Here is a 23,081-nt window from a genome sequence, read left to right as displayed (position 1 = left end):
GTACATCACACCAGAGAGTGGTGCCAGTCACAACCGTTGTGACCCTGGGTGACTGTTGACCTAGAGCTAGCTGGAGGTTGCAGACTGGCCGTATGACCGGGGAATGGAACATCGAAGCAGCGGACGTCGACGCTTACCTCGCGCGCGTGGGGCAGCGGCGGGAGAAGCCGTCCGCAGCGGCGCTGGGGCGGTTGGCGCAGGCGCACGTCCGGGCGATCCCGTTCGAGAATGTCGACGTGGTGATTGGGCGACACCGCGGGATCGAGCTGGACGTCGTCAGCGAGAAGCTCGTCGGACGCCGCCGGGGCGGGTATTGCTATGAGCAGGCCGGGCTTTTCGCGGCCGTCGCCGAGCAGCTCGGGTACGAGGTGCATCGCACGGTAGCGCGGGTGCAGCCGCGGAAGAGCGGGCCGTACACCCACATGACGCTGGTGATTACTGTTGAGGGGCAACAGTTTCTGGTGGACGTCGGGTTCGGCGCGGGGATCCTGCTGCCGATGCCGCTGACCGACGGGGCCGAAGTGGACCAGGCCGGGTGGACGCACCGGATGACGCTGCGCGACGGCTGGTGGGTGCTGCAGAAGCAGGACGGCGACGGCTGGGAAGACCTGCACGAGGTGCTCCCGCTGGTAAGCAGTCGTCCGATCGATTACCAGGTGTTCCACCACTACACGTCCACACATCCGAAGTCGCCGTTCACCGGACGCATCGTGGTGATGCGGCTTGAGCCGGGACGGTTCCGTCGGCTGCTCGGCCGCGAATACCAGGAGAGCCATCCGGACGGCACGGTCGAGACGCGCACGATCGAACCGGTCGATCTCGGCAAGACGTTGGAGGACCTGGACGTCTTCCTCACCGACGACGAGCTGGCGGCACTGCTCGAGACTTACTGAAACAGTTCCGCGGCAGCAAGCGGCCGGCCGAGGTGGTAGCCCTGGGCCTGGTCGCAGCCGAGTTCTCGTAGCAGCGCCAGCTCTTCCGCAGTCTCGACGCCTTCCGCGACCACCGTCAGATCCACCGCGTGCGCCATCGCGATGATGCTCGTGACGATCGCGGCCGCGTCGCGGGAGTCGGCGATTCCGGTGATGAACGAGCGGTCGATTTTGAGGGTGTCCAGCGTCAGGCGACGCAGCTGGGCCAGCGAAGAATAGCCAGTGCCGAAGTCGTCGATGGCGAGCAAAACCCCGAGAGAACGCAAGGCGGACAACACTTCCGCGGCCGCCGACGTATCGCGCATGAGGGCGCTTTCGGTGACTTCTAGCGTCAATGAGCCGGGCGGCAGGCCGGTGGTGGCGAGTGCGTCGCGGACCGCCGGGACCAGGTGCGGGTCGTCCAGTTGCCGGACGGAGAGGTTCACTTTCAGGCTGAGGTCGAGGCCCCGGCCGGTGCGCAGGGCGGCCAGTTCGCGCGTCGTGTCGCGCAGGACGTACTTGCCCAGCACGTTGATGAGTTCGCTTTCCTCGGCCAGCGGGATGAATTCCGCGGGCGAGATCGCGCCGTGTTTCGGATGGGTCCAACGCAGCAACGCTTCGACGCCGACCATTTCGCCGGTGCGCAGGTCGACCACCGGCTGGTAAGCGGGCCACAGCTGTCCACTGTGGACGGCGTCGCGGAGGTCTTGTTCCATCCGCAATCGGCGCTGCATGCGTTCGCGCAAAGCGACGTCGAAGAATTCGAACCGGCCACGGCCGCGGGATTTCGCTTGGTACATCGCGACATCCGCGTCGCGCAGCAAGTCCTCCGCGCTGCGGCGGTCGTCCGGTTCGACGAGCACGATGCCCATGCTCGCGTCGAGGTGCAGCTGCCTGCCGTGCACCGAAACCGGCTCCGCCAGCACGGAACGCAGGTGCGCGGCGAAGACGCCGACCTGCGCCTGGCCGGTCGTCGCGGACGTGACGACCACGAACTCGTCGCCGCCCAGCCTGCCGACGACGTCGTCGGGACCGGTGGCCCGGCGCAGGCGTTCGCCGGCGATGCGCAGCACCTGGTCGCCGACCGGGTGGCCGAGGGAATCGTTGATCAGCTTGAACTTGTCGAGGTCGAGGAACAGCACGGCGGCCGCCTCGGCGCCGTCGCGGCGGTCGAGCCGGTCCAGCACCAGGGTGCGGTTGGCGAGCCGGGTCAGCGGGTCGTGGGTCGCCTCGTGGGCCAGCCGGGCGCTGATCGCGCGCCGTTCGGTGATGTCGGTGAAGGACGTGACCACCGTGACGCCGTTCGGATCGTCCGAGTCGAGCAACCGGGAGGTCAGCGACACCCACACGTCGCGGCCGTCGGGCCGGCGCAGGCGCACGACCAGGCCGTTGTGCGTGCTTCCGGTACGGCGCGTGTGCATGGACGGCAGATCGTCGTCCGGGATCCGGTTGCCGTCCTCGTCGAACAGCACGAGCGTCGTGCACGGCACGCCGAGCAGCTGCGTCTCCGGCACGCCGAGGATGCGGCAGGCGGACGGGTTCGCCGACTGGATCAGTCCGGTCGGGCCGATCACCAGCACGCCCTCGTCGAGCGCGGCGACGACCGTCGCGTAGTGCTGTTCGACGCGTCGACGTGCGGTTTCGTCGGTGCAGACCAGGAGGAAGCCGTCGACGGTCTCGGTCGCGGAGACCCGGACCTGCCGAGGTGAGCCGTCCCGGCCGCGGTGGGTCTGCGCGGCGACGCCGTCGCGGATCGCGGCCGGGTTCGGGTCGATGCCGAGCACCTCGTGCACCCGTCGGCCGAGCGCTTCCGGGGCGGGCCAGCCGTAGACGGTCTCCGCGGCCGGGTTCCAGCCGGTGACGATGCCTTCGGCGGTGATCGTGACGATGGCGTCGCTGACGTGCGTGACCAGCGCTTCTTGCGCGCGCACGGCGGCCGCGGCGGCGTGCTTGACGGTGCTGTCGCGGATCACCACTTGGAACGACGGCGGGTTCGAGTCGCTGGTGCGTACTGACACGGTTTCCGCCACGAATTTGCTCCCGTCCAACCGTTTCAGCACCGCTTCACGCGGTTCCGCGCTGGGATCCTCAAGCAGCTGCGCGGATTCGGCGGCCACGAAATCCCCGAACTCCTGGCTGACGACCTCGTGTGCCGCCCGTGCCTCGAACAGGTCGAGCGCGGCCTGATTGGCGTAGGTGACGACGCCGCCCGAATGCACGCAGATCGCGTCCGGACTCTGTTCCATCAGCAGCTGGTAGCGGTCGGACAGCTCCGCGAGATCGGACTTGTCCGGCTCGGTTTCCGCGACCGCCGAGGCGACGCCGAGCAGGCCGGTCGTGTGGTCCTGTTCGCCGACGGTCCGGGCGCGCAGCCGGATGCGGCGAGGGGTCCCGTCGGCGCCGTCCTGTGGCTGTTCGAGTTCGAAATCGCGGCCGGGCGGGGTGCGGCGGAGGTTCGCGGTGAGCGGGCGCAGCAGCTCGGTGAGCCGGTCGCACAGCTCCTTGCCGGTCGCGCCGGGGAGGCCGAGGACGGCGTCGAGACCGGGCAGCCAGGTGAGGGTCGCCGGTTCGGAGGCATGCAGGGAGAACAGGACCCCCGCGCCTGCGTCCGGCCGCAGGCCCGCGAGCTGGGCGCGCCGGGTGATTCCACCCGGTTCACCGGCCAGGGCGTCAGCCTCCATGGTGCTTCCGATCCCCCTTGTCGGCGTATGGCCCGTCGATTACACCACCGAGTGAAGCCTGTGTATATCCGCACGGGGAGCCGCTTGCATCACTCGTCTGGACGCCGACGACGGGTGCTATCGGGCGACGCGGGGCACGCTGCGCAGTCGCGGACCCCACACGAGCAGGCCGAAGTGGGCCGCACAGGCATGTCCGAGGACGGTCACGACGGACGCGAGACTGGCCGGATCGTCGGTCACATAGACGCTGATAACGAATAGCTCAAGGGCCACGATCCCGGCGATCCTGGCCCGCCCGCGCAGCAATGCGACGAGCACGCCGGCGGTGGTGAGGAAGCCGTAGCTGACCCCGATGTCGAGCCAGCGGCCCGCGGAGTGCGGCAGGACGTCGCTGTGGATCAGGGCCATGACCGGAAGTTCGGTGGCGATCGTGGCGAGCACGTGCCCGCTGAAGAAGACGAGAGCCGTCCGGAGCCCGCCGAACCGCCGTTCGAACGGGGCGACCGCGATCGCGAAGATCACCGCGTACGGCAGCCAGCCGCCGTCGGCGATCCAGAACGCGCTGGTCAGGAGTGCGGTAAAGGGGTGGCGCGCCATGTTGTGCGCGTCGGTGCTCGATGCGGCGAGGAGTTTGCCGGTGAGCTTGGAGCTGCCGAACCGGAGGAGCAGCGAGGTGCCGAGGAGGAGAACGAGGTAGCCGAAGGTGAACGGCGTGGACCGCGGGCTGGGGACGAGGTTCAGCCAGGCTCGTTTCGGCCGCCAGGCCGCGGGGATCGCCAGGAAGGGAAGCCTGGGGGCGGGCTGGACGAGGTCGAGCGGATCGCTGTCCGGCAGCACGGCCGTCGCCGTCGGCCGAGGGGATCCGATGAGGTCGGCCAACTGGGTTCCGCCTGCCCGGGTCGTGGCCGCGGTCCCGGCCGGTTCGAGGACGTCGGTGGTCCCGGCGGGCGGGACAGCGGCCGGAGTCCGCCCGCGCAGCCACGTCAAGGACCGCCACTTCCGGGGAGTTCCCGTGGTGGCAGCACTGCGCGCCGGGCGGGGCACCGGGTCCGGTTCGCGCAGCGACATGCGTCCAGAGTGGCTGGGCATGCTGGGATTTTGGCCAAGAGCAGCTGTGAATGCGCTGTGATTCACACCCGCTAGAGTGAGCACTCAGGGTAGAAGGTTTCGCCCTTTGTCACCCGTTCGGTGGGCTCATCCGGTAGGAATAGGCCACTCCTGGTGAAAGGTCTCGCTGGTGAACGACGAGGTTTCGGTCGCCGAGCTGTTGGTGCGCGAAGGACACGAACGACGGATGCCGCCGCCGTCCCGGTCCCGGTGGCGCATGGTTTCGGTGATGCTCGCGGTGATCGTCGGCTGCGGGGCGGCGGCCATGCTCGTCTCTTACGGGACCACGGCGAGCGACGGGGCCTCCCGGATCACCGAGATGCGCGTGGTCGAGATGCCCGATCGCACCGGCGGCGCTGGCGGCGTCGACGAGACCAACCCGCCGACGCCCACCGGCGAGGAAACCGAAGGGGGCACGGTCGGCGTCGGGGACGCTCCTTCGAGCAAGGTGAACGTCAATCCGCTCGGCGAGCACAGCACGCCTGCTCACTCGGCTGATTCCGTTCCGTCGCATCCGGCGTCGAGCGAACGGCCGGAGACCACCGGTCCGACCGCGCCGCCGCATCCGTCGTCGAGCCCGACGGGTCCGTCGAGCTCGAGCCAGCCGTCTTCGCCGAGCAGCCACGAGCCACCGTGCGTCCTGAACATTATTTGTCTCTGACTTATTTGTCCGGTGAAACCCTGAGCGTCCGCTGAGCGCGGTCCGCGCGGCGGGGCGGAAACCGGCATGATCGGCCGCGTGCCGAATACAAAGCTGCGCGCCTGGCTCCTCGAAGGCGAGCACAAGCGCGCCCAGCAGATGACCGGTGGCAAGCGGGAGACCAAAAAAGCCGAACAGCCGTGGTGGAAGGTCATGTGCCTCACCGGCGTCGACTACTTCTCCACGCTCGGATATCAGCCGGGCATCGCCGCGCTCGCCGCTGGCGTGCTGTCGCCGTTGGCCACTGTGGTGCTGGTGGTGCTCACTCTTGCCGGGGCGCTGCCGATCTATCGGCGGGTCGCGCGGGAGAGTCCGCACGGCCAGGGGTCGATCGCGATGCTGGAGAAGCTGCTGTCGCGGTGGGGTGGCAAGCTGTTAGTGCTTGCGCTGCTTGGGTTTGCGGCTACTGACTTCGTCATTACGGTGACGTTGTCCGCGGCTGATGCTACTGCGCATGTTATTGAGAATCCGTTTGTTCCGGCCGCGCTGCATGGCGGGCAGGTTTGGATCACGCTGGTGCTCATCGCGTTGCTCGGGGCGGTGTTTCTCAAGGGGTTCGCTGAGGCGATTGGCGTCGCGGTCGTTCTGGTCGGGGTTTATCTCGCGCTGAACGTCGTGGTGGTGGTTGTCGCGCTGGCGCATGTTTTCGGGGCGCCGCAGCTGATTGTGGACTGGCAGAATCTGCTGGTCAGCGAGCATCCCAATCCTTGGCTGATGGTCGGGGTCGCGCTAGTGGTGTTTCCGAAGCTCGCGCTGGGGCTGTCCGGGTTCGAGACCGGGGTCTCGGTGATGCCGCTCGTCCGGGGATCCAGCGGCGACACGGAGGCGGACCCCGTCGGGAGGATCCGGAACACCCGGCGGTTGCTGCTTACCGCGGCGTTGATCATGAGTGCGTTCTTGATCACCTCCAGTTTTGCTACCGCGGTGCTGATTCCGCAGCAGGAGTTTCAGGCTGGGGGCAAGGCCAACGGGCGTGCGCTGGCATATCTGGCGCACAGTTACCTCGGTGACGGCTTCGGCACGGTGTACGACGTCAGCACCATCGCGATTCTGTGGTTCGCCGGGGCTTCGGCGATGGCTGGGTTGCTGAACATCGTGCCCCGGTATCTGCCGCGGTACGGGATGGCTCCGGACTGGGCTCGGGCTACCCGGCCGTTGGTGATTGTGGTTTCGGTGATCGCGTTTGTGATCACCTTGATCTTCGACGCTGACGTGGAGGCCCAGGGCGGGGCGTATGCGACTGGGGTGCTGGTGTTGATTTCATCGGCTTCGGTCGCGGTCACGTTGTCTGCGCGACGGCTCAAGCAGCGGGCGTACTGGGCTTATCTGGTGATCACTGTGGTGTTTCTGTACACGACGATCGCCAATATCGTGGAGCGGCCGGAAGGGGTGAAGATCGCCGGGTTCTTCATCGGGGCGATCGTGGTGACCTCGTTGATCTCCCGGGCTACGCGGTCGTTGGAGCTGCGGGTCGAGAAGGTCGAGTTCGACGCGGCCGCGCAGCGGATCGTGGACAAGGCGGTGCGGTCTGGGGCGGTTCGGATTATTGCTAATGAGCCGGATGCCCGGGATGAGGCGGAGTATCGGGAGAAGGAGCGGGAGGCGCGGGAGGACAATCATATTCCTCGGGATAGTGCGTTGTTCTTTCTTGAGGTTACTATCTCGGATGCTTCGGATTTTGAGACTACCTTGCGGGTGCATGGGGAGAAGCGGGCCGGGTATCGGATTTTGCGGATGAAGAGCCCGTCTATTGCTAATGCTATTGCGGCGGTTTTGCTGCATGTGCGGGATGAGACTGGGGAGCGGCCGCATATTTACTTTGCTTGGACGGAGGGGAATCCGTTCAAGTTCTTGGGGCGGTATTTGTTTTTTGGGGATGGGGATGTGCCTCCGGTTACTCGGGAGGTGTTGCGTCGGGCGGAGCCGGATCCGCAGCGGAGGCCGTTGGTGCATGTGGGGTGAGTCCCCGGGGGCTCGTCGCCTGGCGGCGACATTGCAGGCGTTGGGCTGCGTGGGGCACCCCGAAGCTTGATTGTGCTGACGGTTCGGGAGTGCTTGTCAAGGCGGGAAAGATGCCTTGACAAGCACCCCCGAACCGCAGGGAGGCTTCGTATCGGGGTTGGGGGAGGGGCTGGGTGCCTCGATCGTTGGGTGCAGCGGCGGCGGTTGGTGGGTGGGGCTTGCGCCCCAATGTGGCGTTGGGTGCATGCGACGCACCGAACGCCGCATTGGGTGCGTGGGGTGCACCGAATGCTTGCGTTGGGTGCATCGCGGAGATGGGGCGGGCTGTGAAGGGCTCCTTGAGGGAATCTGGTTCCGTGAAGGGGTCCCTCACGGACTGTCGAGGGTCGTGAGGGGAACCCTGAGGGAATCAGAGTCCCTGAAGGTGGCCCTCACGGAACGACGGGGTCAGTGGGTGGCCAGGGTGGTTAGGCGGCTGGCTAGCAGGTCGATGTCGGTTTCGGTGGTGCGGTGGTTCGTGATGCAGGCGCGGATGCAGGCTTGGCCGCGAATCCTTGCTGGGCCTAGCATTGCGGTGCCTTCTTCGTGGAGTCTCGTGAGGAGTTCTGCGTGTGCTTCGGCGTTGCGGCCGGGCATTCGGATGCAGACTGCGGTGAGCGTCACCGGGTTCATCAAGTCCAAGCCGGGGTTCGCGGCGATGTGCGAACCGAGTCGGGTGGCTAGGGACAGGCAGCGTTCGGTGGTCGTTCGGAAGGCTCCTGCGCCGAAGGTGCGGAGTGCGGCCCAGACCTTCAAAGCCTTGAAGCTGCGGGAAAGTTGCGGGCCGTGGTCCATGTAGTCGAGTAGGTGGGCGTCGTCGATTGCGGTGAGGTACGACGACGTTGAGGAGAAGGCGAAGGCTGCGCGTAGTTTCGCCATGTCCTTGACTAGCAGGGCTCCTGCTTCCAATGGGGCGAAGAGCAGCTTGTGCGGGTCCAGGGTGATGGAGTCTGCTCGGGACAACGGGGCTAGCGCCTCGCGGGTTGAATCGGCCAGGATGAACAGGGCACCGTAAGCGCCGTCTACGTGTAGCCAGAGGTTTTCTTTTTCGCAGAGGTCGGCGATGGGGCCGATGGGGTCGATCGAGCCAGTAGTTACTGTGCCTGCGGTGGCTACGACGCAGAACGGTTCTTTTCCGGCTGCCCGATCGTCGGCGATTGCTTTGGTCAGCAGGTCGACGCGGAGTTGGAAATGGTCGTCGGTCGGGATTGTGCGGACGTTGGCCAGGCCGATTCCTAGCAGGGTGGCGGCTTTGACAACGCTGCGGTGTGCTTCGTCGGAGGTGTAAAGCACTAGCGGGGCGCGGGTTTCCTGCAGGCCGCGTTCGCGGAAGTCTGGTCTGCGGTCGGCGATGGCGGCGGTGATCGCGTCCTTCGTGGCTCCGGAACCGCCGTTGGTGAGGAGGCCGCCGGAGGAAGGGCCTAGGGCGAAGAGGCCGGTGAGCCAGTCCATGACGGAGCGTTCGATTACGTTGGCAGCCGGGGAAATCTGCCACAGGTTGCAGTTCTGGTTCAGTACTGCGGCGATCGCTTCGGCGTAGGGGCTGATGCCGTTTGGCGGGCCTTGGACATAGGCGAGGAAGCGTGGGTGTGCGATCGTGGTGGTGTAGGGCACGATCCGGTCTACTACGTCGGCGAAGAATGCTTCTACGCCAAGGCCTTCTTCCGGGAACGGTTCGGCTAGCAGTTTGGTCAGGGTTTCCCGGTCCGCGTCAGGGGCGATCGGGCGACTGGTTAGTGAATTTTCGTAGCTGTCGGTGAACCTGGCCAAAAGTTCGGCCGCTTTGGTCCGTTCGGCGGCGTTGAGAATGAGGGTGGTGCCGTCCATGCGCCCTCTTCTGTTCGAAGGTCTTTTCCGGCACAAGGTGGCATGGGCTGGAACAGCGGCGCAATGGCGGAAAGCAGGGGGTGGGACTTTTGGCTGCTGGGCCGAATAGGGCGAGGAAAGGAGTGCCCGAACGGCCGGGGCAACTGGGGAAACCGGGCATGATCGGGGTGTGCGGCCGAACGGCGGTACCGGGGAAAAGGTTGGGGGACAAGGGGTTCCAGGGTCGGCTCCGGCGCAGCGGGACGGAGCCGACCCTGGGGGCGGGTCAGGAGAGTTTGTCGGTCAGGTCGGTGAAGTCCGCGGTGTTCCAGCGTTCCGGGCGCATGGAGATGACGACGTTGTGGCTCTGTTCGGGAGTGGCTTTGACGTAGGCGAGCGCCGCCTCCTCGGGCAGGTATCGGCGCGCCATCTCTAGGCGGTCTTCCTCCGTGACTGCGCGGACGCCGGTGACGGGGCCTTCGGCGGTCGCGTAGCGGATGGTCTTCGGGTCTTGCACGCACAGGGCGAAGCGGCCGGCGGCTTCGATCAATTTTGTCTTCCGGGCGCCGGGCGAGGTGAGCACAGTGACCTCGCCGCCGGGGGTGTACTGGTGCCAGATCGGGGTGGTCAGCGGTGCGCGGCCGGGCTCCGCGGTCACGCTCAGGACGCTGATGATCGGTTCGGCTAGCAGGGCCTCGCGTTCGGCGGGCGGGATCTTGCTGACCATGTCGGAGCTCCTTAAGGCCAATTGATTTGCCTTTAGGTTACGCACACTTCAGACGTTAAGGCCAGCCCCTTTGCTTTAGGATGGCCGGATGACTCGGCCGGGCGGGCGAAGCGCGCGGGTGCGCGAAGCGGTGCACCGTGCGGTGATTGAGCTGCTCGCGGAGGGGGAGACGACCGCGGGGGTGCCGCAGATCGCCGAGCGGGCAGGAGTGAATCCGACCAGCGTTTACCGTCGCTGGGGCAGTTGTGCGAGCGTGCTGCTCGACGCCGCGGTCGCTCGGTTGAGCCTTACGTCGCCGGTGCCGGATACCGGGTCGCTGCGGGGTGACGTCGAGCAGTGGGCGACGGCGGTCGAGCGCGCGCTCGCTGATCCGGACGGCGCGGTGCTGGTTCGGGCGTTGATCACCTTCATCGGGACCAACGCTGATCCGATCGAGCACCTGCTGTCGCGCGGCGAGGATCTGGAACAGATGTTGACGGCGGCGGCTGCCCGTGGCGAGCCCGCGTTGGACCTGCAGGAACTGCTGGATTACGTGCTCGCGCCGCTGTACCTGCGGGTGTTGCTGAGCAGGCCGATCGAACCGGGGATCGGCGTGCGGCTCGCCGATCGGCTGCTTACGGCAGCAGGTCTTCCTCCCGCTTCCGGCCAAGGTGGTTGAACAGCAGGTTCAGCACGAAGGCCAGCACCGCGGCGACGGTGATCGGGCTGCCGCAGATCGTGCGCAGCCAGGCGGGGAAGTGCTGGAAGAACACCGAGTTGCCGAAGCGGTCGAGGCCAAAAGCGGGCAGCAGGCCGACGCCGAGTGCCACGGAAACCACGAAAGCGTTGTGGTTGCCGGAGAACTCGACCTTCTTGAGCGTCTGCACGCCGACGACCCCGACCATCGCGAACATCACCACCGCGACGCCGCCGACCACCGGTTCCGGGATCGCGGCGATGAACGCGCCGATCTTCGGCACCAGGCCCATCACCACGAGCATGCCGCCGGTCGTGGCGACCACCCAGCGGCTGCGCACGCCGGTCATCTGCACCAAGCCGACGTTCTGCGCGAACGCGGTGTCCGGGAAGGAGTTCATGAAGCCGCCGAAGATCGCGGACAGTCCGTCGGTCGCCAGGCCGCGGGAGAGGTCGGACGGCGTGACCGGGCGGCCGGTGATCTCGCCGACGGCGATCAGGTCGGCGGTGGTTTCGGTGAAGGACACCAGCATCACCACGCACATCGACACGACCGCGGCGACGGGGAACGTCGGCGCTCCGAAGTGGAACGGCGAGGCCAGCCCGAACCAGCTCGCGTCGCCGACGCCGGAGAAGTGCGTGCGGCCGAGCGGGATCGCGATCAGCACGCCGGCGATGAGCGCGACCAGCGGACCGATCTGGCCGAGGAATCCGCGCAGCACCCGGGTGAACAGCACCACCAGCGCGATCACGCCGAACGCCAGCCCGAGGTTCGCCGGATCGCCGTAGGACGGGTCGCCGGTGTCGTGCCCGCCGATCATCGCCGTGCCGGGGCCGAGCAGCGAGATGCCGATGACCAGCAGCAACGTCCCGGACACCAGCGGCGGGAAGAACCGGATCAGCGCGGCGAACGGGCGGGCGATCAGCAGGCCGAAGACGCCGGAGGCGATCATCGCGCCGTACACCGCGGTGATGCCGTACTGCGCGGCGATCAGGATCATCGGGTTGACCACGGTGAACGTCGCGCCCGCGACCACCGGCAGGCGGACGCCGAACAGCCGCCCGATGCCGACCGATTGGACCACAGTGGCCAGTCCGGCGACGAACAGGTCGGCGTTCACCAGCAGCGCGATCGACGCGTTGTCCAGGTGCAGCGCGCTGCCGATGACCAGCGGCACGGCGATGCAGCCGGTGTACATGATCGCCATGTGCTGCAGTCCGAGCAGGAGCAGCCGTCCGGCGGGAAGGCCCCGGTCGACCGGGTGCGCGGCTTTGGTCATGAGCGGCTCCTTCTGTGTGGTCCCGCCGGATTATGGCTGCACATACCGCCGGTTTGTGTGTGACCATGCCAGACATGACTGCACGACCTCCGTTCCGTGCCGATCATGTAGGGAGCCTGCTGCGGCCGGCGGTGCTGCGCGAAGCGCGGCGCGACCACGCGGCGGGGGAGATCTCCGCCGAACAGCTGCGAGCCGTCGAGGACGACGCGATCCGCGACGTCGTGAAGATGCAGAAGGCGGCTGGCCTCGAGTCGGCGACCGACGGCGAGTTCCGCCGGTCCTCCTGGCACATGGACTTCATCTACGCGCTCGGCGGCGTCTCGCGCAGCGACGAGCGGCTGCACGTGAAATTCCACAATCTGGCAGGCGACCTGGAGTTCAGCCCGCCGGGCCTGCAGGTCGACGGCAAGGTGCGGCTCGACGAGCCGATTTTCGCCGACCACTTCGAGTTCCTGAAGGCGCACACCGACCCGGGCATCACGCCGAAGCTGACCATCCCGTCGCCGAGCATGGTCTATTACCGCGGCGGCCGGGCGGCGGTGAGCGAGACCGTGTACCCGGAGCTGGACGAGTTCTTCACCGACCTCAGCGCGGCGTACGCGGAGCAGCTGCGTGCGATGAACGCGCTCGGCTGCACGTATCTGCAGCTGGACGACACCAGCCTGGCGTACCTCAACGACCCGAAACAGCGCGAGCTCGTCGCGCGCATGGGCAGCGACCCGGACACCATGCACCTGCGCAACATCTCGACGATCAACGCCGCGCTCGCCGGGAAACCGGACGACCTGACCGTGACGACGCACCTGTGCCGCGGCAACTTCCGCTCGTCGTGGGTGGCGTCCGGGAGCTACGAGTTCGTCGCCGAAGCGCTGTTCGGCGAGCTGGCGGTGGACGGATTCTTCCTGGAGTACGACGACGAACGCTCGGGCGGCTTCGAGCCGTTGCGGTTCGTGCCGAAGGGAATGCGGGTCGTGCTCGGGCTCGTGACCAGCAAACGGCCGGAGCTGGAAGACCCGGACGCGCTGGTCCGGCGGATCGAGGAAGCGTCGCGCTATGTGGACGTCGACCAGCTGTGCTTGTCGCCGCAGTGCGGGTTTTCGTCCACTGAGGAGGGAAACAACCTGACCGCCAGCGAGCAGCTGCGGAAGCTGGAGCTGATCGTTTCGACGGCGGAGCGGGTCTGGGGTCGTTCGTGATCACCTGCGTTGTCGACTACGTGATCGACCCGGAGAAGATCGCGGATTTCGAACGGTTCGCCGCCGAGTGGATGCGGCTGGTGCGGCGCGAGGGCGGGGTGCACCACGGGTATTTCCTGCCCGCGGAAGGGGCCAGCGACGAGGCCCGGGCGTTGTTCAGCTTCGAAAGCCTTGCCGCGTACGAGCGGTACCGGACACTGTTCGGAGTGGACCCGGAGTTCGTGGCGGCGGACCGGATCCGGGACGAGAGCGGGTGCGTGATCCGGTACCGGCGGACGTTCATGCGGCCGTTGCTGCCGGAGTGACGCGCGGTCCGTGAGGGCCACCCTGAGGGAATCAGATTCCGTCAGGGTTCCCCTCACGGCAGTTGGCCAGGCGGGCGCTCGGCGAGGTAGCGCGACAGCTGGGCCGCCCCGTCCAGCATCGCGTGTGCCCGGGCGGTGAGCCGGGAACGCCAGGTGCGCAAGGCTTCTTCCAGCGGCGCGACCCCGCCCGCGTGCCGGACCTGCTCCAGAACCGCCGCGATGCGAGCCAGCGGGTAGCCGCCGCGGCGCAGCTGGTGGGCGAGGCGGGCGTCGCGCACCGCGGCCGGTGGGTAGCGGCGGTTTCCGGCTCGATCGCGCTCCGGCCGGAGGATCCCGGCGGCCTCCCATTTGCGCAGCGTGGCGGGGTGCACGGACAGCTGGTGCGCGAGCGCGCCGATCGACGGCACGGTCTGGCGGACGGCTGGTTCCTGCGTCAGGTTCCGCAGCGCGTGCTCGACTTCGGTGAGGGTGCCGCGGTCGCGCAGCAACTCGGCGTGGCCCTCGTCGATCAGCTGGAACGCGGTGTCTTCCGAACGTTCGTTGACCGCGCGCAGGATCGCCGCCGCGCGGGCGTGGCCGAAGCCGGGGCGCAGGGTGAGGAAGGCGCGCAACGCTTGCGCGTGGCGTTCGGTGTACGTCCGGTAGCCCTGTGGCCCGCGCTCGGCGGGCGGGAGGATGCCGTCCTCCTCGTAGTTGCGGACGGCCTGGGTCGACAGGCCGTGCTCGCGGGCTAGGTCCTTCGGACGCATGTCACCTCCGGTTTGAGGGTTTGCTGCCATTCAACCAGGTGAATCGCGAAGAAGTACCAACTGAGAGTTCAACGATACGGTCAAAGCAATGCAGACCTTTGACGACTTCCTCGCGCACCGTTCGCCGACACTGCTCGGCTTGGGAGAACCGACGCACTGGACCGAGGCGTTCCCGTTGTTCCGCAACGAAATCTTCCAGCACCTCGTCCTCGAACACGGCTACCGCTCGATCGCGCTGGAAAGCGACTGCCTGGCCGGACGCCTGGTCGACCACTACGTGACCACCGGCGAAGGCGACCTCGACAAAGTGCTGGCCACTGGGTTCAGCCACGGTTTCGGGGCGTTCCCGTCGAACCGCGCGCTGGTCGAGTGGCTGCGCGACCACAACGCTGGCCGGGCGACCGAAGACCAGGTCCACTTCCACGGCTTCGACGCTCCGCTCGAGATGGCCAGCGCGCCCAGCCCGCGCGGAGTGCTCACCGAACTGCATGGCTTCCTGGCCAAGCATCTTGACGACGTGCCACACGACGTCGCGACCATCGAGCGGCTGGCTGGCGACGACGCGGCGTGGGCCGACGAAGCGGCGATGTGGGACGGGGCGAAGTCCAAAGGGGACAGTCCTTGCGCGCGAGAGTTGCGGTTGGTCGCCGACGATCTCGCTGGTCACTTCGAACGGGCTCGCCCGGCGTTGCCTGAAGGCGGAGACCTGCTCGCCCGGACCGCGGTCGGGCTCTGCCGCTACCACTCCCTGATGGCCGACACCTCGCCGGAACGGATGGGCAGGCTCGGGGCGCAGCGCGACGCGATGATGGCGGACAACCTGCTCGCGCTGCCGGGCACGTTCGTCTCCGCGCACAACCAGCATCTGCAGCGTCGCGCGGCGTCGATGATGGGTGCGCGGTGGTGGAGTGCGGGCGCGCAGGTCGCTGATCGGCTTGGTGACCGGTATGTGTTCATTGCCACCGATTTCGGTTTCTCGGATGCGGTAGGGGAGCCCGCGCCGGGGACATTGCAGGCGTGTCTCGCCGCGACGGTTCAGGACCGTGAACTGGTCGAAACCGCCGGAATCGACCCGGAGCTGCCCGCGCGGACCGGCGACGGACGCGGGTATCTCCCGTTCGACGCGGTCGAGGCGGCGGACGCGATCGCCTTCCTGCGGCGGGTGTGACCGCTGCTCCTCGACGATCTTGGCCGAGGTGTGCTCAGATGGACCTGAGATGTCGGGAGGAGCGAGATGAGCACCGAGACCGTTCTCGTCGTCGGCGGTGGGCAAAGCGGGTTCCAGGCCGCGGCGTCCTTGCGCGACAAGGGGTTCGCCGGCCGCGTGGTTCTTGTCGGCGACGAGCCGGGGGTGCCGTATCAGCGGCCGCCGCTGTCGAAGGCGTATCTGGCGGGCAGCGCGGGCGTCGAGCAGCTGGTGCTGCGGCCCGAGGATTACTTCGCCGAGAAGGACATCGAGCTGGTCCGCGGCCGGGTCGCCGCGATCGACCGGGACGCGGCGAAGGTCCGGCTCGAGGACGGTACGGAGCTCGGTTACGACCATTTGGTGCTGGCCACCGGCGCGCGCAACCGTGCGCTGCCGGTGCCCGGCGCCGACCTCGAAGGCGTCCTGACGCTGCGCACGCGCGCGGACGCCGACCGGCTGCGGGCTTCGCTGGACGCGGCGGGCGACGTCGTGGTGATCGGCGGCGGGTTCATCGGACTGGAGTTCGCCGCGCACGCCGGCCGTCCGGTCACCGTGGTGGAGGCGCAGGACCGGCTGCTGGCGCGGGTCGCGTCGCCGGAGATCTCGGAATTTTTCGCCGAACATCACCGGGCGGCCGGGCACACGCTGTTGCTGGGCGTCGGAGTTACCGCGCTGCACGGGTCCGGCCGTGTGGAGTCCGTCGAACTCTCCGACGGCCGACGGCTGCCCGCGGACCTCGTGGTCGTGGCGGTCGGCGTGCTGCCGGAGACGGCGCTGGCCGAGGCGGCTGGACTCGAGGTGCGCAACGGCGTCGTCGTGGACGAACACCTGCGCACCGCGGACCCGAAGATCTTCGCGATCGGCGACTGCGCTTGCTTCCCGTGCGTGCAGGCCGGCGCCGCGACCCGCTTGGAATCCGTGCAGAACGCCGTTGACCAGGCGCGATCGGTGGCCGAGGCGATCGCCGGGGAACCGGCGCGCTACGACAGCCTGCCGTGGTTCTGGACCGACCAGACCGGCGCGAAACTGCAGATCGCGGGCATTCTCGGGGCCGCCGACCGGACCGTCGTGACCGGTGATCGGTCCGCCGGGAAGTTCTCCGTGCTGTCCTTCCGCGACGACGTGCTGATCGCCGTCGAATCGGTCAACCGCGCGCCGGACCACATCGCCGCGCGCCGGTTGTTCGCCGCTGAACCGCATCCGGCGTACGCGGATCTGGAAGCCAGCTCGTTCGATCTGAAAGCACACCTGAAGTCGCGCACCGCGGCTTGATCGGAGGTTTCGTTGCGCACGCAGGTCGCCGTGATCGGTGCCGGCCCAGCCGGGTTGCTGCTGTCGTATTTGCTGCACCAGGCGGGTGTCGAGGCTGTGGTGCTCGAAGCCCGCGACCGCGAGTACGTGCGGCAACGCGTGCGCGCCGGGGTGTGCGAACAACCGACGGTCGACCTGCTCACGGAGATCGGTCTCGGCGGCCGGTTGGCGGCGGAAGGCTTGCCGCACGAGGGTTTCTCGCTCCGCTTCGACGGTGCTGACCACCGTATTGCGCTCACCGAGCTGACCGGCAAGGCGATCACGGTGTACGGGCAGCAGGAGATCGTGAAGGACCTCGTGGACGCGCACGAGGACGCGGATCTGCCGCTGCACTTCGAGGTCTCAGAAGTTTCACTGTCCTCTTTGGATACTTCGCGCCCTGTTGTGCGTTACCGGGATTCCGCTGGTGTCTTGCAGACTCTGGAGTGCGACGCCGTGGCAGGCTGCGACGGTTTCCACGGTGTCTCGCGTCCGTCCATTCCGGACGGTGTGCTGACTGCCTTCGAGCGCGAGTACCCCTTCGCCTGGCTCGGGGTGCTGGCGCAGACGCCGCCGTCGCACGAGGAGCTGATCTACACCCATCATCCTCGGGGATTTGCCTTGCACAGTATGCGTTCCCCTGACGTCACGCGGCTGTATCTGCAGGTCGATCCGGAGGAGAACCTGGCGGCCTGGTCGGATGACCGGATCTGGACGGAGCTGTCGACGCGCCTGGCCGTTGACGGGGAGTTCACCCTGCAGGAGGGGCCGATCCTGGACAAGGGCATCACGCCGATGCGCAGCTTCGTCACGGAACCCATGCGCCACGGCCGCTTGTTCCTGGCTGGGGACGCGGCGCACATCGTGCCGCCGACTGGGGCCAAGGGGATGAACCTGGCTGTCGCGGACGTCGTGGTGCTGTCGCGGGCTTTGGTGGCTTTGCTGCAGGGGGATTCGTCGCTGGCTGAGTCCTATCCGGACACTTGCTTGCGGCGGGTGTGGCGGGCTGAGCACTTCTCGTGGTTCATGACGACGATGCTCCACGTGGACCCGGGTGCGGACGCCTTTGCCCGGCGGCTGCAGTTGTCGCAGCTGCGGTACACGGCTTCGTCGAGGGCTGCGGCGACGAGTTTGGCGGAGAACTACGTGGGGTTGCCGTTCGCCTGAGCGCGTCGGGGCGGCTACATGCTCACTTACTTGCTCACTTGGGTTAAAGTGAGCAAGTAAGTGAGCATGTAGGGGTAGGCGGGGGCGGGATGCTGAACGACGAGCTGGCGGAGATTGTCGGCAACCTTCGTCGGCTCGGTGGCGACGATGCCGACGTCGAAGCCAAACGCGCTGAGGATCGCCTGCCTAAGTCGGTCCGGGACACGGTCTCCGCGTTCGCCAATACGCGTGGCGGAGTGCTGATTCTCGGGCTCGACGAGGCCTCGGGGTTTAGCGCGAACGGTGTGCGCGACCCAGCGAAAATGACTGCCGACTTGTCCGCGGTCTGCGCCGACGAGATGGAGCCGCCGCTGCGGCCCTTGATCAGGACACACCGTTTTGAGGGTGCCGACCTCGTCGTCGCCGAGGTTCCCGCCCTCGACAGCCGCAGCAGGCCTTGTTTCGCCAAGCGGCTCGGAATGGCGCAGGGCAGCTACGTTCGGGTCGGCGACGGGGACCGGCGGCTCAGCGGCTACGAGGTCCACCTCATGGTGGCCAACCGGGGGCAGCCGCGAGACGACGAGGAACCGATTTCCGAAGCAAGTCTTGCTGACTTGGACTCCGAACTCGTCTCGACGTTCGTCGGACGGCTTCAGCAGCAGAGGCCCTACGCGTTCGCGGACCTTTCGCGAGAAGACGTTCTGCGCAGGGTCAAGGTTCTCGTCGATGATCGGGTGACTGTCGCGGGGTTGCTGGCACTCGGGCGCTATCCGCAGCACTTCTTCCCTCAGCTGATGGTTTCCTTCGTGCATTACCCGACGCCGGAGGGAGCAGATCTCCGCACCGGAGACAGATTCCTCGACAACCGGGTTCTCGAGGGATCGATCCCCACGATGGTCCGCGACGCGCTGGCTGTGCTTCGCGCGAACATGTCACGCCGGGCGACGGTGCGCGGTGCTGGGCGCATCGACAGTTGGGAGTACCCAGAACCAGCGCTGCGCGAGGCCGTGGTCAACGCGTTGGCGCATCGCGACTATTCGCCGGAATCTCGTGGTACCCAGGTGCAGATCGAGATGTACCCGGACCGGCTCGTCATCCGCAATCCCGGCGGCCTCTACGGGCCGGTTACCGAAGACACCTTGGGAGAGGAAGGTGTTTCTTCGGCGCGGAACGCTACGTTGCTCAAGCTTCTCGAGGATGTGCCGTTGCCGGGCACGGCACGCACTGTGTGCGAGAACCGCGGCTCGGGAATCCGCACGATGCTTATGGCGTTGCGGGACGCCTCGCTGAGTCCGCCACGGTTCGTCGACAAGATTTCCTTTTTCCGGGTCGAGTTTCCCAATCACGCGTTGATCAGCGACGAGGTTGTCGCCTGGATTCGAGGGCTCGGGGAATACGGGCTCACCGACAGCCAGTGTCTCGGGCTGGCCATGAGCAAAGCGGGAGACGTCCTGGACAACCATTCCTACCGCAGTGCGACCGGGGTGGACTCGCGGCGCGCGACTGCCGAACTCGGCGACCTCGTGTCGCGTGGTCTGCTGCGACAGACCGGAAGCCGACGGTGGGCGCGCTACGAACTCGTCGCTTCGGTCGGCGCCGGTCTTCGGACGAGCGGCAGGCGGGACCGGCGGCGCGAGGTGCTTGACGCCTTGGGCACCGCTGAACTGACCCGGGCCGAACTCGCGGCGCTGCTGGACATGCCGGACAAGACGGTGTCCCGATGGTTGCGCGTTCTTCGAGGCGAGGAACTGGTCGAGTTGATCGGCGAGTCCCCGCACAGCCCGAACGCTCGCTACCGGCGCACGGGCAAGGTCATGCTCGGCGAATAGCCCTCGCACTTCGTCAACCAAGGGTTGACGCAACCCAATCGTCAACCTACAGTTGACGCCATGACCGACTCAGTGAAACTCGACGACCTCATCAGCGCCATCAAGGCGAACAACGACAAAGACGCCCTCGCCCAGCTCACCGACGCCGTGTACGTCGGCCAGCACCTCGGCGACGTCGCGGACCACCTGATCGGCCACTTTGTCGACCAGGCGCGGCGCAGCGGGGCTTCCTGGACCGACATCGGGGCCAGTATGGGCGTGACCAAACAAGCCGCCCAGAAGAGATTCGTGCCGAAGGGCGACGATCCATCCGGCGGAGTACAACGCATGTTCGGCCGCTACACCGACCGGGCCCGGCACGTCATCGTCGCGGCTCAGCAGGCGGCCATCGACGGCAAGAGCCCCGGGATCGACACCGTGCACCTGCTGCTCGGCCTGCTCTCCGAGCCGGACGCGCTGGCCGCCGGTGCGATCGTCGCGCAGGGGATCACTCTCGACGCGGTCAGGGAAGCCGCCGAGGCGAAGCTGCCGGAACCGGTTGACGAGGCGCCGGAGAAGGTGCCGTTCACTCCGGCGGGCAAGAAGACGCTCGAACTCACCCTGCGCGAGGGGCTGCGGCTCGGGCACAACTACATCGGCACCGAGCACATCCTCCTCGCCTTGCTGGAACAGGGCGAGGGCGCGGGCTACGAAGTCCTTGCCGCACTGGGGGTCGACAAGGAACAGGCTGAAACGAAGATCAAGGAATTCCTCGCGGAAATTCTCGGCACCTTGCAAAAATGATCGCCATCGCGCTCGCGGTGCTGTTCATTCTGACCCTGATCTAGCAGAAGGGCTCTCCCCTGGAACAAGGGGAGAGCCCTTCTGCAGCAACAAAAATCAGGCCTCGACCTCAGACTGGTCTCCAGCCCACAGCGTGTGGAACGAGCCGGGACGGTCGACCCGGCGGTAGGTGTGCGCGCCGAAGAAATCGCGCTGTCCCTGCACCAGCGCGGCCGGGAGCCGGTCCGCGCGCAGGCCGTCGTAGTACGCCAGGGCGGTCGAGAAACCGGGCGTCGGGATGCCAAGGCGGACCGCCGTCGAGATCACCGAACGCCACGAGTCCTGCGCGTTTTCGACAGCTGCCCGGAAATCGCCGGACGTGAGCAGGGTCGGGAGGCCCGGCTCGGCGGCGTAAGCGGACGTGATGTCGTTCAGGAACTTCGCCCGGATGATGCACCCGCCACGCCAGATCGACGCGACGCGGCCCAGGTCGATGTCCCAGCCGTACTCCGCGGCACCGGCCTGGATCTGGTTGAAGCCCTGCGCGTACGCGACCACCTTCGACGCGTACAGCGCCTGCTCGACGTCGTCCGCGAAGGTCTCCAGCGCGGACCCGGTGAGCGGCGTGCGCGTCGGTCCGCCCAAGCCGCGCGCGGCCGAACGCAGCCCCGTGGACCCGGACAGCGAACGCGCGAAGACCGCTTCCGCGATGCCGCTGATGGGCACGCCGAGGTCGAGCCCGATCTGCACGGTCCAGCGGCCGGTGCCCTTCTGCTCCGCCGCGTCCTCGACGACGTCGACGAACGGTTTGCCGGACGCGCCGTCGACGTGCTTGAGCACCTGGGCGGTGATCTCGATCAAGTACGAGTCGAGCCGCCCGGTGTTCCAGGTGCCGAAGACGTCGGCGATCTCCGCCGGGGAGTAGCCCGCCGCGCCGCGCAGCAGGTCGAACGACTCGGCGATCAGCTGCATGTCGGCGTACTCGATGCCGTTGTGCACCATTTTGACGAAATGCCCGGCACCGTCGGCGCCGACGTGCGTGCAGCACGGTTCGCCGTCGACCTTCGCCGAGATGTCCTCGAACAGCGGGCCGAGCGACTCGTAGGACTCCTTCGACCCGCCGGGCATGATGCTCGGCCCGTGCAGCGCGCCTTCCTCGCCGCCGGACACGCCGGTGCCGACGAAGTGCAGGCCGCGTTCGCGCAGCGCCTGCTCGCGGCGGCGGGTGTCCGCGAAGTGCGCGTTGCCCGCGTCCACGATCACGTCGCCCGGCTCCAGCAGCGGCGCGAACTCCTCGATGACGGCGTCGGTCGGGCCGCCCGCCTTCACCATGATCACGATCTGCCGCGGCCGCTCCAGCGCGTCGACGAACTCCTGCGCGGAGTACGCCGGGATGAAGTCGCCCTCGTCGCCGAACTGCTCGACGAGCGAGCGGGTGCGCTCCTCGGAGCGGTTGTGCAGGGCGACCGTGTGCCCGTGCCGGGCCAGGTTCCGCGCCAGGTTGCGGCCCATGACCGCGAGGCCGGTGACCCCGATGCTCGCCTTCTTGCTCATCCGAAACCTTTCCGAAAAACCTCTGCCGGATTCCGAGCCTAGCCACAAAACCGGTGCTCACGAGAAGCAGCGGATCGGGCCCCCGTTCCAGGCCAGCATGTCCTTCAGCGGAGCCACCAGATCGAGTGGCGCACCCCACCCCTCGCCGTCGAGTTCGGCGTACGCCCGGTGCAGGTTCCCGGCCAGCCGTTCCTGTTCGGTCAGCTCGGCGAACCGGCCAAGATCAGTCGCCTTCGCCTGCTCCAACGGCGACCGCCCCGCCGCCTTGCCGGTTTCCGCGGTGCGCTGGACGAACTCCAGGTAGTCGTCGACCAAGTCCACCGTTTCGAGCCCGCACACCGGGCCGTGGCCGGGCAGGATGACCGCCGGGTCCAGTTCGCGGATCACGTTCAGCGCGGCCCGCCAGCCGGCGACCGAGCCCATCAGCGCGAACGGACTGCCGCCGTTGAACACCAGGTCGCCCGCGTAGAGCAGGCGCTGCTCGGGCAGCCAGACCAGGACGTCGTTGGTGGTGTGCGCGGCGTGCCCGGGGTGGATGAGGTCGATCCGGGTCTGTCCGGCGTAGAGGGTGACGGTGTCGTCGAAGACCAGGTCGGGCACGCGCAGTTCGAGCTTGCCCCAATCGCTGTCGGTGAAGACGCCCTCGTACCGCTGGATCCCGTCGGCCAGCAGCGTCTCGCGGGTCTTGCGGTGGCCGACGACGGTGGCGCCGCCGACGAGGTAGTTGCCGTTCGTGTGGTCGCCGTGGTGATGCGTGTTGACGAGCGTCGTGACCGGGCCGGCGGTGTCGCCTACGGCCGAAAGCAGGGCGCGCGTACGCCGTTCGGTCGCGCATGTGTCGATAAGCACAGCGTGCCCGTCGGCGTCGACGAAGCCGCAGTTGTTGATGAACCAGGAACCGTCGGGCTGGACGTAGCCGAAGGCGCCGTCTGCCAGCTGTTTGACGCTCGCCGCGCCGGGGGATCGATCGATCACGCCGACACTATGCCGCCCTGCTCGCCCGCGTGGGGTGTCGGCGGCTCAGCTGTGCCCGGAAGTCTCCTCTTAGTCCGAATGGAGTAGCCGAGATGTCCGCCGCGCCCGGAATCGACTGCTCCGGCAGGGTGACATGCCGGGTGACTGGCGTTCTCGTGCATTTCCTGAAACGCTGCCGGGTGTCATCATCGAACTCCGTTG

Annotated in this window: 19 protein-coding genes; 11 read left to right on the top strand and 8 right to left on the bottom strand. The window is 67.4% G+C overall.

The genetic code is table 11. The features are described from left to right. Window positions 1–92: 92 nt before the first annotated feature. The gene (locus tag ABZX37_RS12295; RefSeq protein WP_354738748.1) at window positions 93–893 is read left to right on the top strand and encodes an arylamine N-acetyltransferase; all 801 of its coding nucleotides are present in this window, start codon (window positions 93–95) and stop codon (window positions 891–893) included. Here ABZX37_RS12295 and ABZX37_RS12290 read toward each other — a convergent pair. Both ABZX37_RS12290 and ABZX37_RS12285 read right to left on the bottom strand, forming a co-directional pair. Beyond that, the gene (locus ABZX37_RS12290) at window positions 887–3,592 is read right to left on the bottom strand and encodes an EAL domain-containing protein (RefSeq protein WP_354738746.1); all 2,706 of its coding nucleotides are present in this window, start codon (window positions 3,590–3,592) and stop codon (window positions 887–889) included. The genes ABZX37_RS12295 and ABZX37_RS12290 overlap by 7 nt on opposite strands. 117 nt (window positions 3,593–3,709) lie before the next feature. Continuing rightward, entirely contained in the window at window positions 3,710–4,681 is a 972-nt protein-coding gene (locus ABZX37_RS12285; protein WP_354738744.1) for a rhomboid-like protein, read from the bottom strand. Between the two features lie 148 nt (window positions 4,682–4,829). Between ABZX37_RS12285 and ABZX37_RS12280 the strand changes: the two genes are divergently transcribed. Then, the gene (locus tag ABZX37_RS12280) at window positions 4,830–5,360 is read left to right on the top strand and encodes a hypothetical protein (RefSeq protein WP_354738742.1); all 531 of its coding nucleotides are present in this window, start codon (window positions 4,830–4,832) and stop codon (window positions 5,358–5,360) included. Between the two features lie 66 nt (window positions 5,361–5,426). Continuing rightward, on the top strand, window positions 5,427–7,361 hold the full coding sequence (locus ABZX37_RS12275) for an amino acid transporter (protein ID WP_354738740.1): 1,935 nt from the start codon (window positions 5,427–5,429) through the stop codon (window positions 7,359–7,361). Window positions 7,362–7,808: 447 nt separating this feature from the next. Here ABZX37_RS12275 and ABZX37_RS12270 read toward each other — a convergent pair whose 3' ends face one another. Together ABZX37_RS12270 and ABZX37_RS12265 are read right to left on the bottom strand one after the other, a co-directional pair. After that, window positions 7,809–9,227, bottom strand: a complete 1,419-nt coding sequence (locus ABZX37_RS12270) for an aminotransferase class V-fold PLP-dependent enzyme (RefSeq protein WP_354738738.1) — start codon at window positions 9,225–9,227, stop codon at window positions 7,809–7,811. A gap of 265 nt (window positions 9,228–9,492) precedes the next feature. Continuing rightward, entirely contained in the window at window positions 9,493–9,933 is a 441-nt protein-coding gene (locus ABZX37_RS12265) for a pyridoxamine 5'-phosphate oxidase family protein (protein WP_354738736.1), read from the bottom strand. An 88-nt stretch (window positions 9,934–10,021) separates the two neighbouring features. On the opposite strand from ABZX37_RS12265, the gene ABZX37_RS12260 reads away from it, so the two are divergent. After that, window positions 10,022–10,591: a TetR-like C-terminal domain-containing protein gene (locus ABZX37_RS12260; protein ID WP_354738734.1), complete on the top strand. Its 570-nt coding sequence runs from the start codon at window positions 10,022–10,024 to the stop codon at window positions 10,589–10,591. Here ABZX37_RS12260 and ABZX37_RS12255 read toward each other — a convergent pair. Next, window positions 10,548–11,888 carry a nucleobase:cation symporter-2 family protein gene (locus tag ABZX37_RS12255; protein ID WP_354738732.1) on the bottom strand — a complete coding sequence of 447 codons (1,341 nt, stop codon included), beginning with the start codon at window positions 11,886–11,888 and terminating at the stop codon, window positions 10,548–10,550. The two genes, ABZX37_RS12260 and ABZX37_RS12255, sit on opposite strands and share 44 nt — an antisense overlap. A 74-nt stretch (window positions 11,889–11,962) precedes the next feature. Between ABZX37_RS12255 and ABZX37_RS12250 the strand changes: the two genes are divergently transcribed. Further along, window positions 11,963–13,084 (top strand): 5-methyltetrahydropteroyltriglutamate--homocysteine S-methyltransferase, encoded by a 1,122-nt coding sequence (locus ABZX37_RS12250; RefSeq protein ID WP_354738730.1) that lies wholly within the window; start codon window positions 11,963–11,965, stop codon window positions 13,082–13,084. After that, window positions 13,081–13,389: an NIPSNAP family protein gene (locus ABZX37_RS12245; RefSeq protein WP_101436231.1), complete on the top strand. Its 309-nt coding sequence runs from the start codon at window positions 13,081–13,083 to the stop codon at window positions 13,387–13,389. Before ABZX37_RS12250 ends, ABZX37_RS12245 begins: the two co-directional genes overlap by 4 nt. A 53-nt stretch (window positions 13,390–13,442) precedes the next feature. On the opposite strand, the gene ABZX37_RS12240 is transcribed toward ABZX37_RS12245, so the two are convergent. Beyond that, window positions 13,443–14,138: a MerR family transcriptional regulator gene (locus ABZX37_RS12240; RefSeq protein WP_354738728.1), complete on the bottom strand. Its 696-nt coding sequence runs from the start codon at window positions 14,136–14,138 to the stop codon at window positions 13,443–13,445. A gap of 88 nt (window positions 14,139–14,226) precedes the next feature. Here ABZX37_RS12240 and ABZX37_RS12235 point away from each other — a divergent pair, with 88 nt between their 5' ends. The 5 genes from ABZX37_RS12235 to ABZX37_RS12215 all read left to right on the top strand — a co-directional run bounded on the left by ABZX37_RS12235 (window position 14,227) and on the right by ABZX37_RS12215 (window position 20,372). Continuing rightward, the gene (locus ABZX37_RS12235) at window positions 14,227–15,306 is read left to right on the top strand and encodes an erythromycin esterase family protein (RefSeq protein ID WP_354738726.1); all 1,080 of its coding nucleotides are present in this window, start codon (window positions 14,227–14,229) and stop codon (window positions 15,304–15,306) included. A gap of 66 nt (window positions 15,307–15,372) precedes the next feature. Continuing rightward, entirely contained in the window at window positions 15,373–16,596 is a 1,224-nt protein-coding gene (locus ABZX37_RS12230; protein ID WP_354738724.1) for an FAD-dependent oxidoreductase, read from the top strand. 12 nt (window positions 16,597–16,608) lie between these two features. Continuing rightward, window positions 16,609–17,781 carry a 4-hydroxybenzoate 3-monooxygenase gene (locus tag ABZX37_RS12225; RefSeq protein ID WP_354738722.1) on the top strand — a complete coding sequence of 391 codons (1,173 nt, stop codon included), beginning with the start codon at window positions 16,609–16,611 and terminating at the stop codon, window positions 17,779–17,781. Between the two features lie 89 nt (window positions 17,782–17,870). After that, entirely contained in the window at window positions 17,871–19,589 is a 1,719-nt protein-coding gene (locus ABZX37_RS12220; protein ID WP_354738720.1) for an ATP-binding protein, read from the top strand. 60 nt (window positions 19,590–19,649) lie between these two features. Further along, a complete protein-coding gene (locus ABZX37_RS12215) occupies window positions 19,650–20,372 on the top strand; it encodes a Clp protease N-terminal domain-containing protein (RefSeq protein ID WP_354738718.1) in 723 nt (240 codons plus the stop codon). Between the two features lie 96 nt (window positions 20,373–20,468). Here ABZX37_RS12215 and gndA read toward each other — a convergent pair whose 3' ends face one another. Together gndA and ABZX37_RS12205 are read right to left on the bottom strand one after the other, a co-directional pair. Next, the gene (gene gndA, locus ABZX37_RS12210; protein ID WP_354738716.1) at window positions 20,469–21,905 is read right to left on the bottom strand and encodes an NADP-dependent phosphogluconate dehydrogenase; all 1,437 of its coding nucleotides are present in this window, start codon (window positions 21,903–21,905) and stop codon (window positions 20,469–20,471) included. Between the two features lie 57 nt (window positions 21,906–21,962). Continuing rightward, window positions 21,963–22,880 carry an MBL fold metallo-hydrolase gene (locus ABZX37_RS12205; RefSeq protein WP_354738714.1) on the bottom strand — a complete coding sequence of 306 codons (918 nt, stop codon included), beginning with the start codon at window positions 22,878–22,880 and terminating at the stop codon, window positions 21,963–21,965. Window positions 22,881–23,081: the final 201 nt, after the last annotated feature.

The organism is Amycolatopsis sp. NPDC004079 (genome assembly GCF_040610415.1).
In the GTDB taxonomy this organism is placed as follows: Bacteria; Actinomycetota; Actinomycetes; order Mycobacteriales; family Pseudonocardiaceae; genus Amycolatopsis; species Amycolatopsis halotolerans.
Note: the sequence above shows the minus strand (reverse complement) of the source record. Positions and strands in the feature narration are given on the sequence as shown.

Coding starts and splice junctions, on each gene's coding strand:
- ABZX37_RS12265 (WP_354738736.1), bottom strand. CDS start 9,933: ATGGTCAGCAAGATCCCGCCCGCCGAACGCGAGGCCCTGCTAGCCGAA.
- ABZX37_RS12240 (WP_354738728.1), bottom strand. CDS start 14,138: ATGCGTCCGAAGGACCTAGCCCGCGAGCACGGCCTGTCGACCCAGGCC.
- ABZX37_RS12260 (WP_354738734.1), top strand. CDS start 10,022: ATGACTCGGCCGGGCGGGCGAAGCGCGCGGGTGCGCGAAGCGGTGCAC.
- ABZX37_RS12215 (WP_354738718.1), top strand. CDS start 19,650: ATGACCGACTCAGTGAAACTCGACGACCTCATCAGCGCCATCAAGGCG.
- ABZX37_RS12275 (WP_354738740.1), top strand. CDS start 5,427: ATGATCGGCCGCGTGCCGAATACAAAGCTGCGCGCCTGGCTCCTCGAA.
- ABZX37_RS12235 (WP_354738726.1), top strand. CDS start 14,227: ATGCAGACCTTTGACGACTTCCTCGCGCACCGTTCGCCGACACTGCTC.
- ABZX37_RS12285 (WP_354738744.1), bottom strand. CDS start 4,681: ATGCCCAGCCACTCTGGACGCATGTCGCTGCGCGAACCGGACCCGGTG.
- ABZX37_RS12230 (WP_354738724.1), top strand. CDS start 15,373: ATGAGCACCGAGACCGTTCTCGTCGTCGGCGGTGGGCAAAGCGGGTTC.
- ABZX37_RS12290 (WP_354738746.1), bottom strand. CDS start 3,592: ATGGAGGCTGACGCCCTGGCCGGTGAACCGGGTGGAATCACCCGGCGC.
- ABZX37_RS12250 (WP_354738730.1), top strand. CDS start 11,963: ATGACTGCACGACCTCCGTTCCGTGCCGATCATGTAGGGAGCCTGCTG.
- gndA (WP_354738716.1), bottom strand. CDS start 21,905: ATGAGCAAGAAGGCGAGCATCGGGGTCACCGGCCTCGCGGTCATGGGC.
- ABZX37_RS12295 (WP_354738748.1), top strand. CDS start 93: ATGACCGGGGAATGGAACATCGAAGCAGCGGACGTCGACGCTTACCTC.
- ABZX37_RS12220 (WP_354738720.1), top strand. CDS start 17,871: ATGCTGAACGACGAGCTGGCGGAGATTGTCGGCAACCTTCGTCGGCTC.
- ABZX37_RS12270 (WP_354738738.1), bottom strand. CDS start 9,227: ATGGACGGCACCACCCTCATTCTCAACGCCGCCGAACGGACCAAAGCG.
- ABZX37_RS12255 (WP_354738732.1), bottom strand. CDS start 11,888: ATGACCAAAGCCGCGCACCCGGTCGACCGGGGCCTTCCCGCCGGACGG.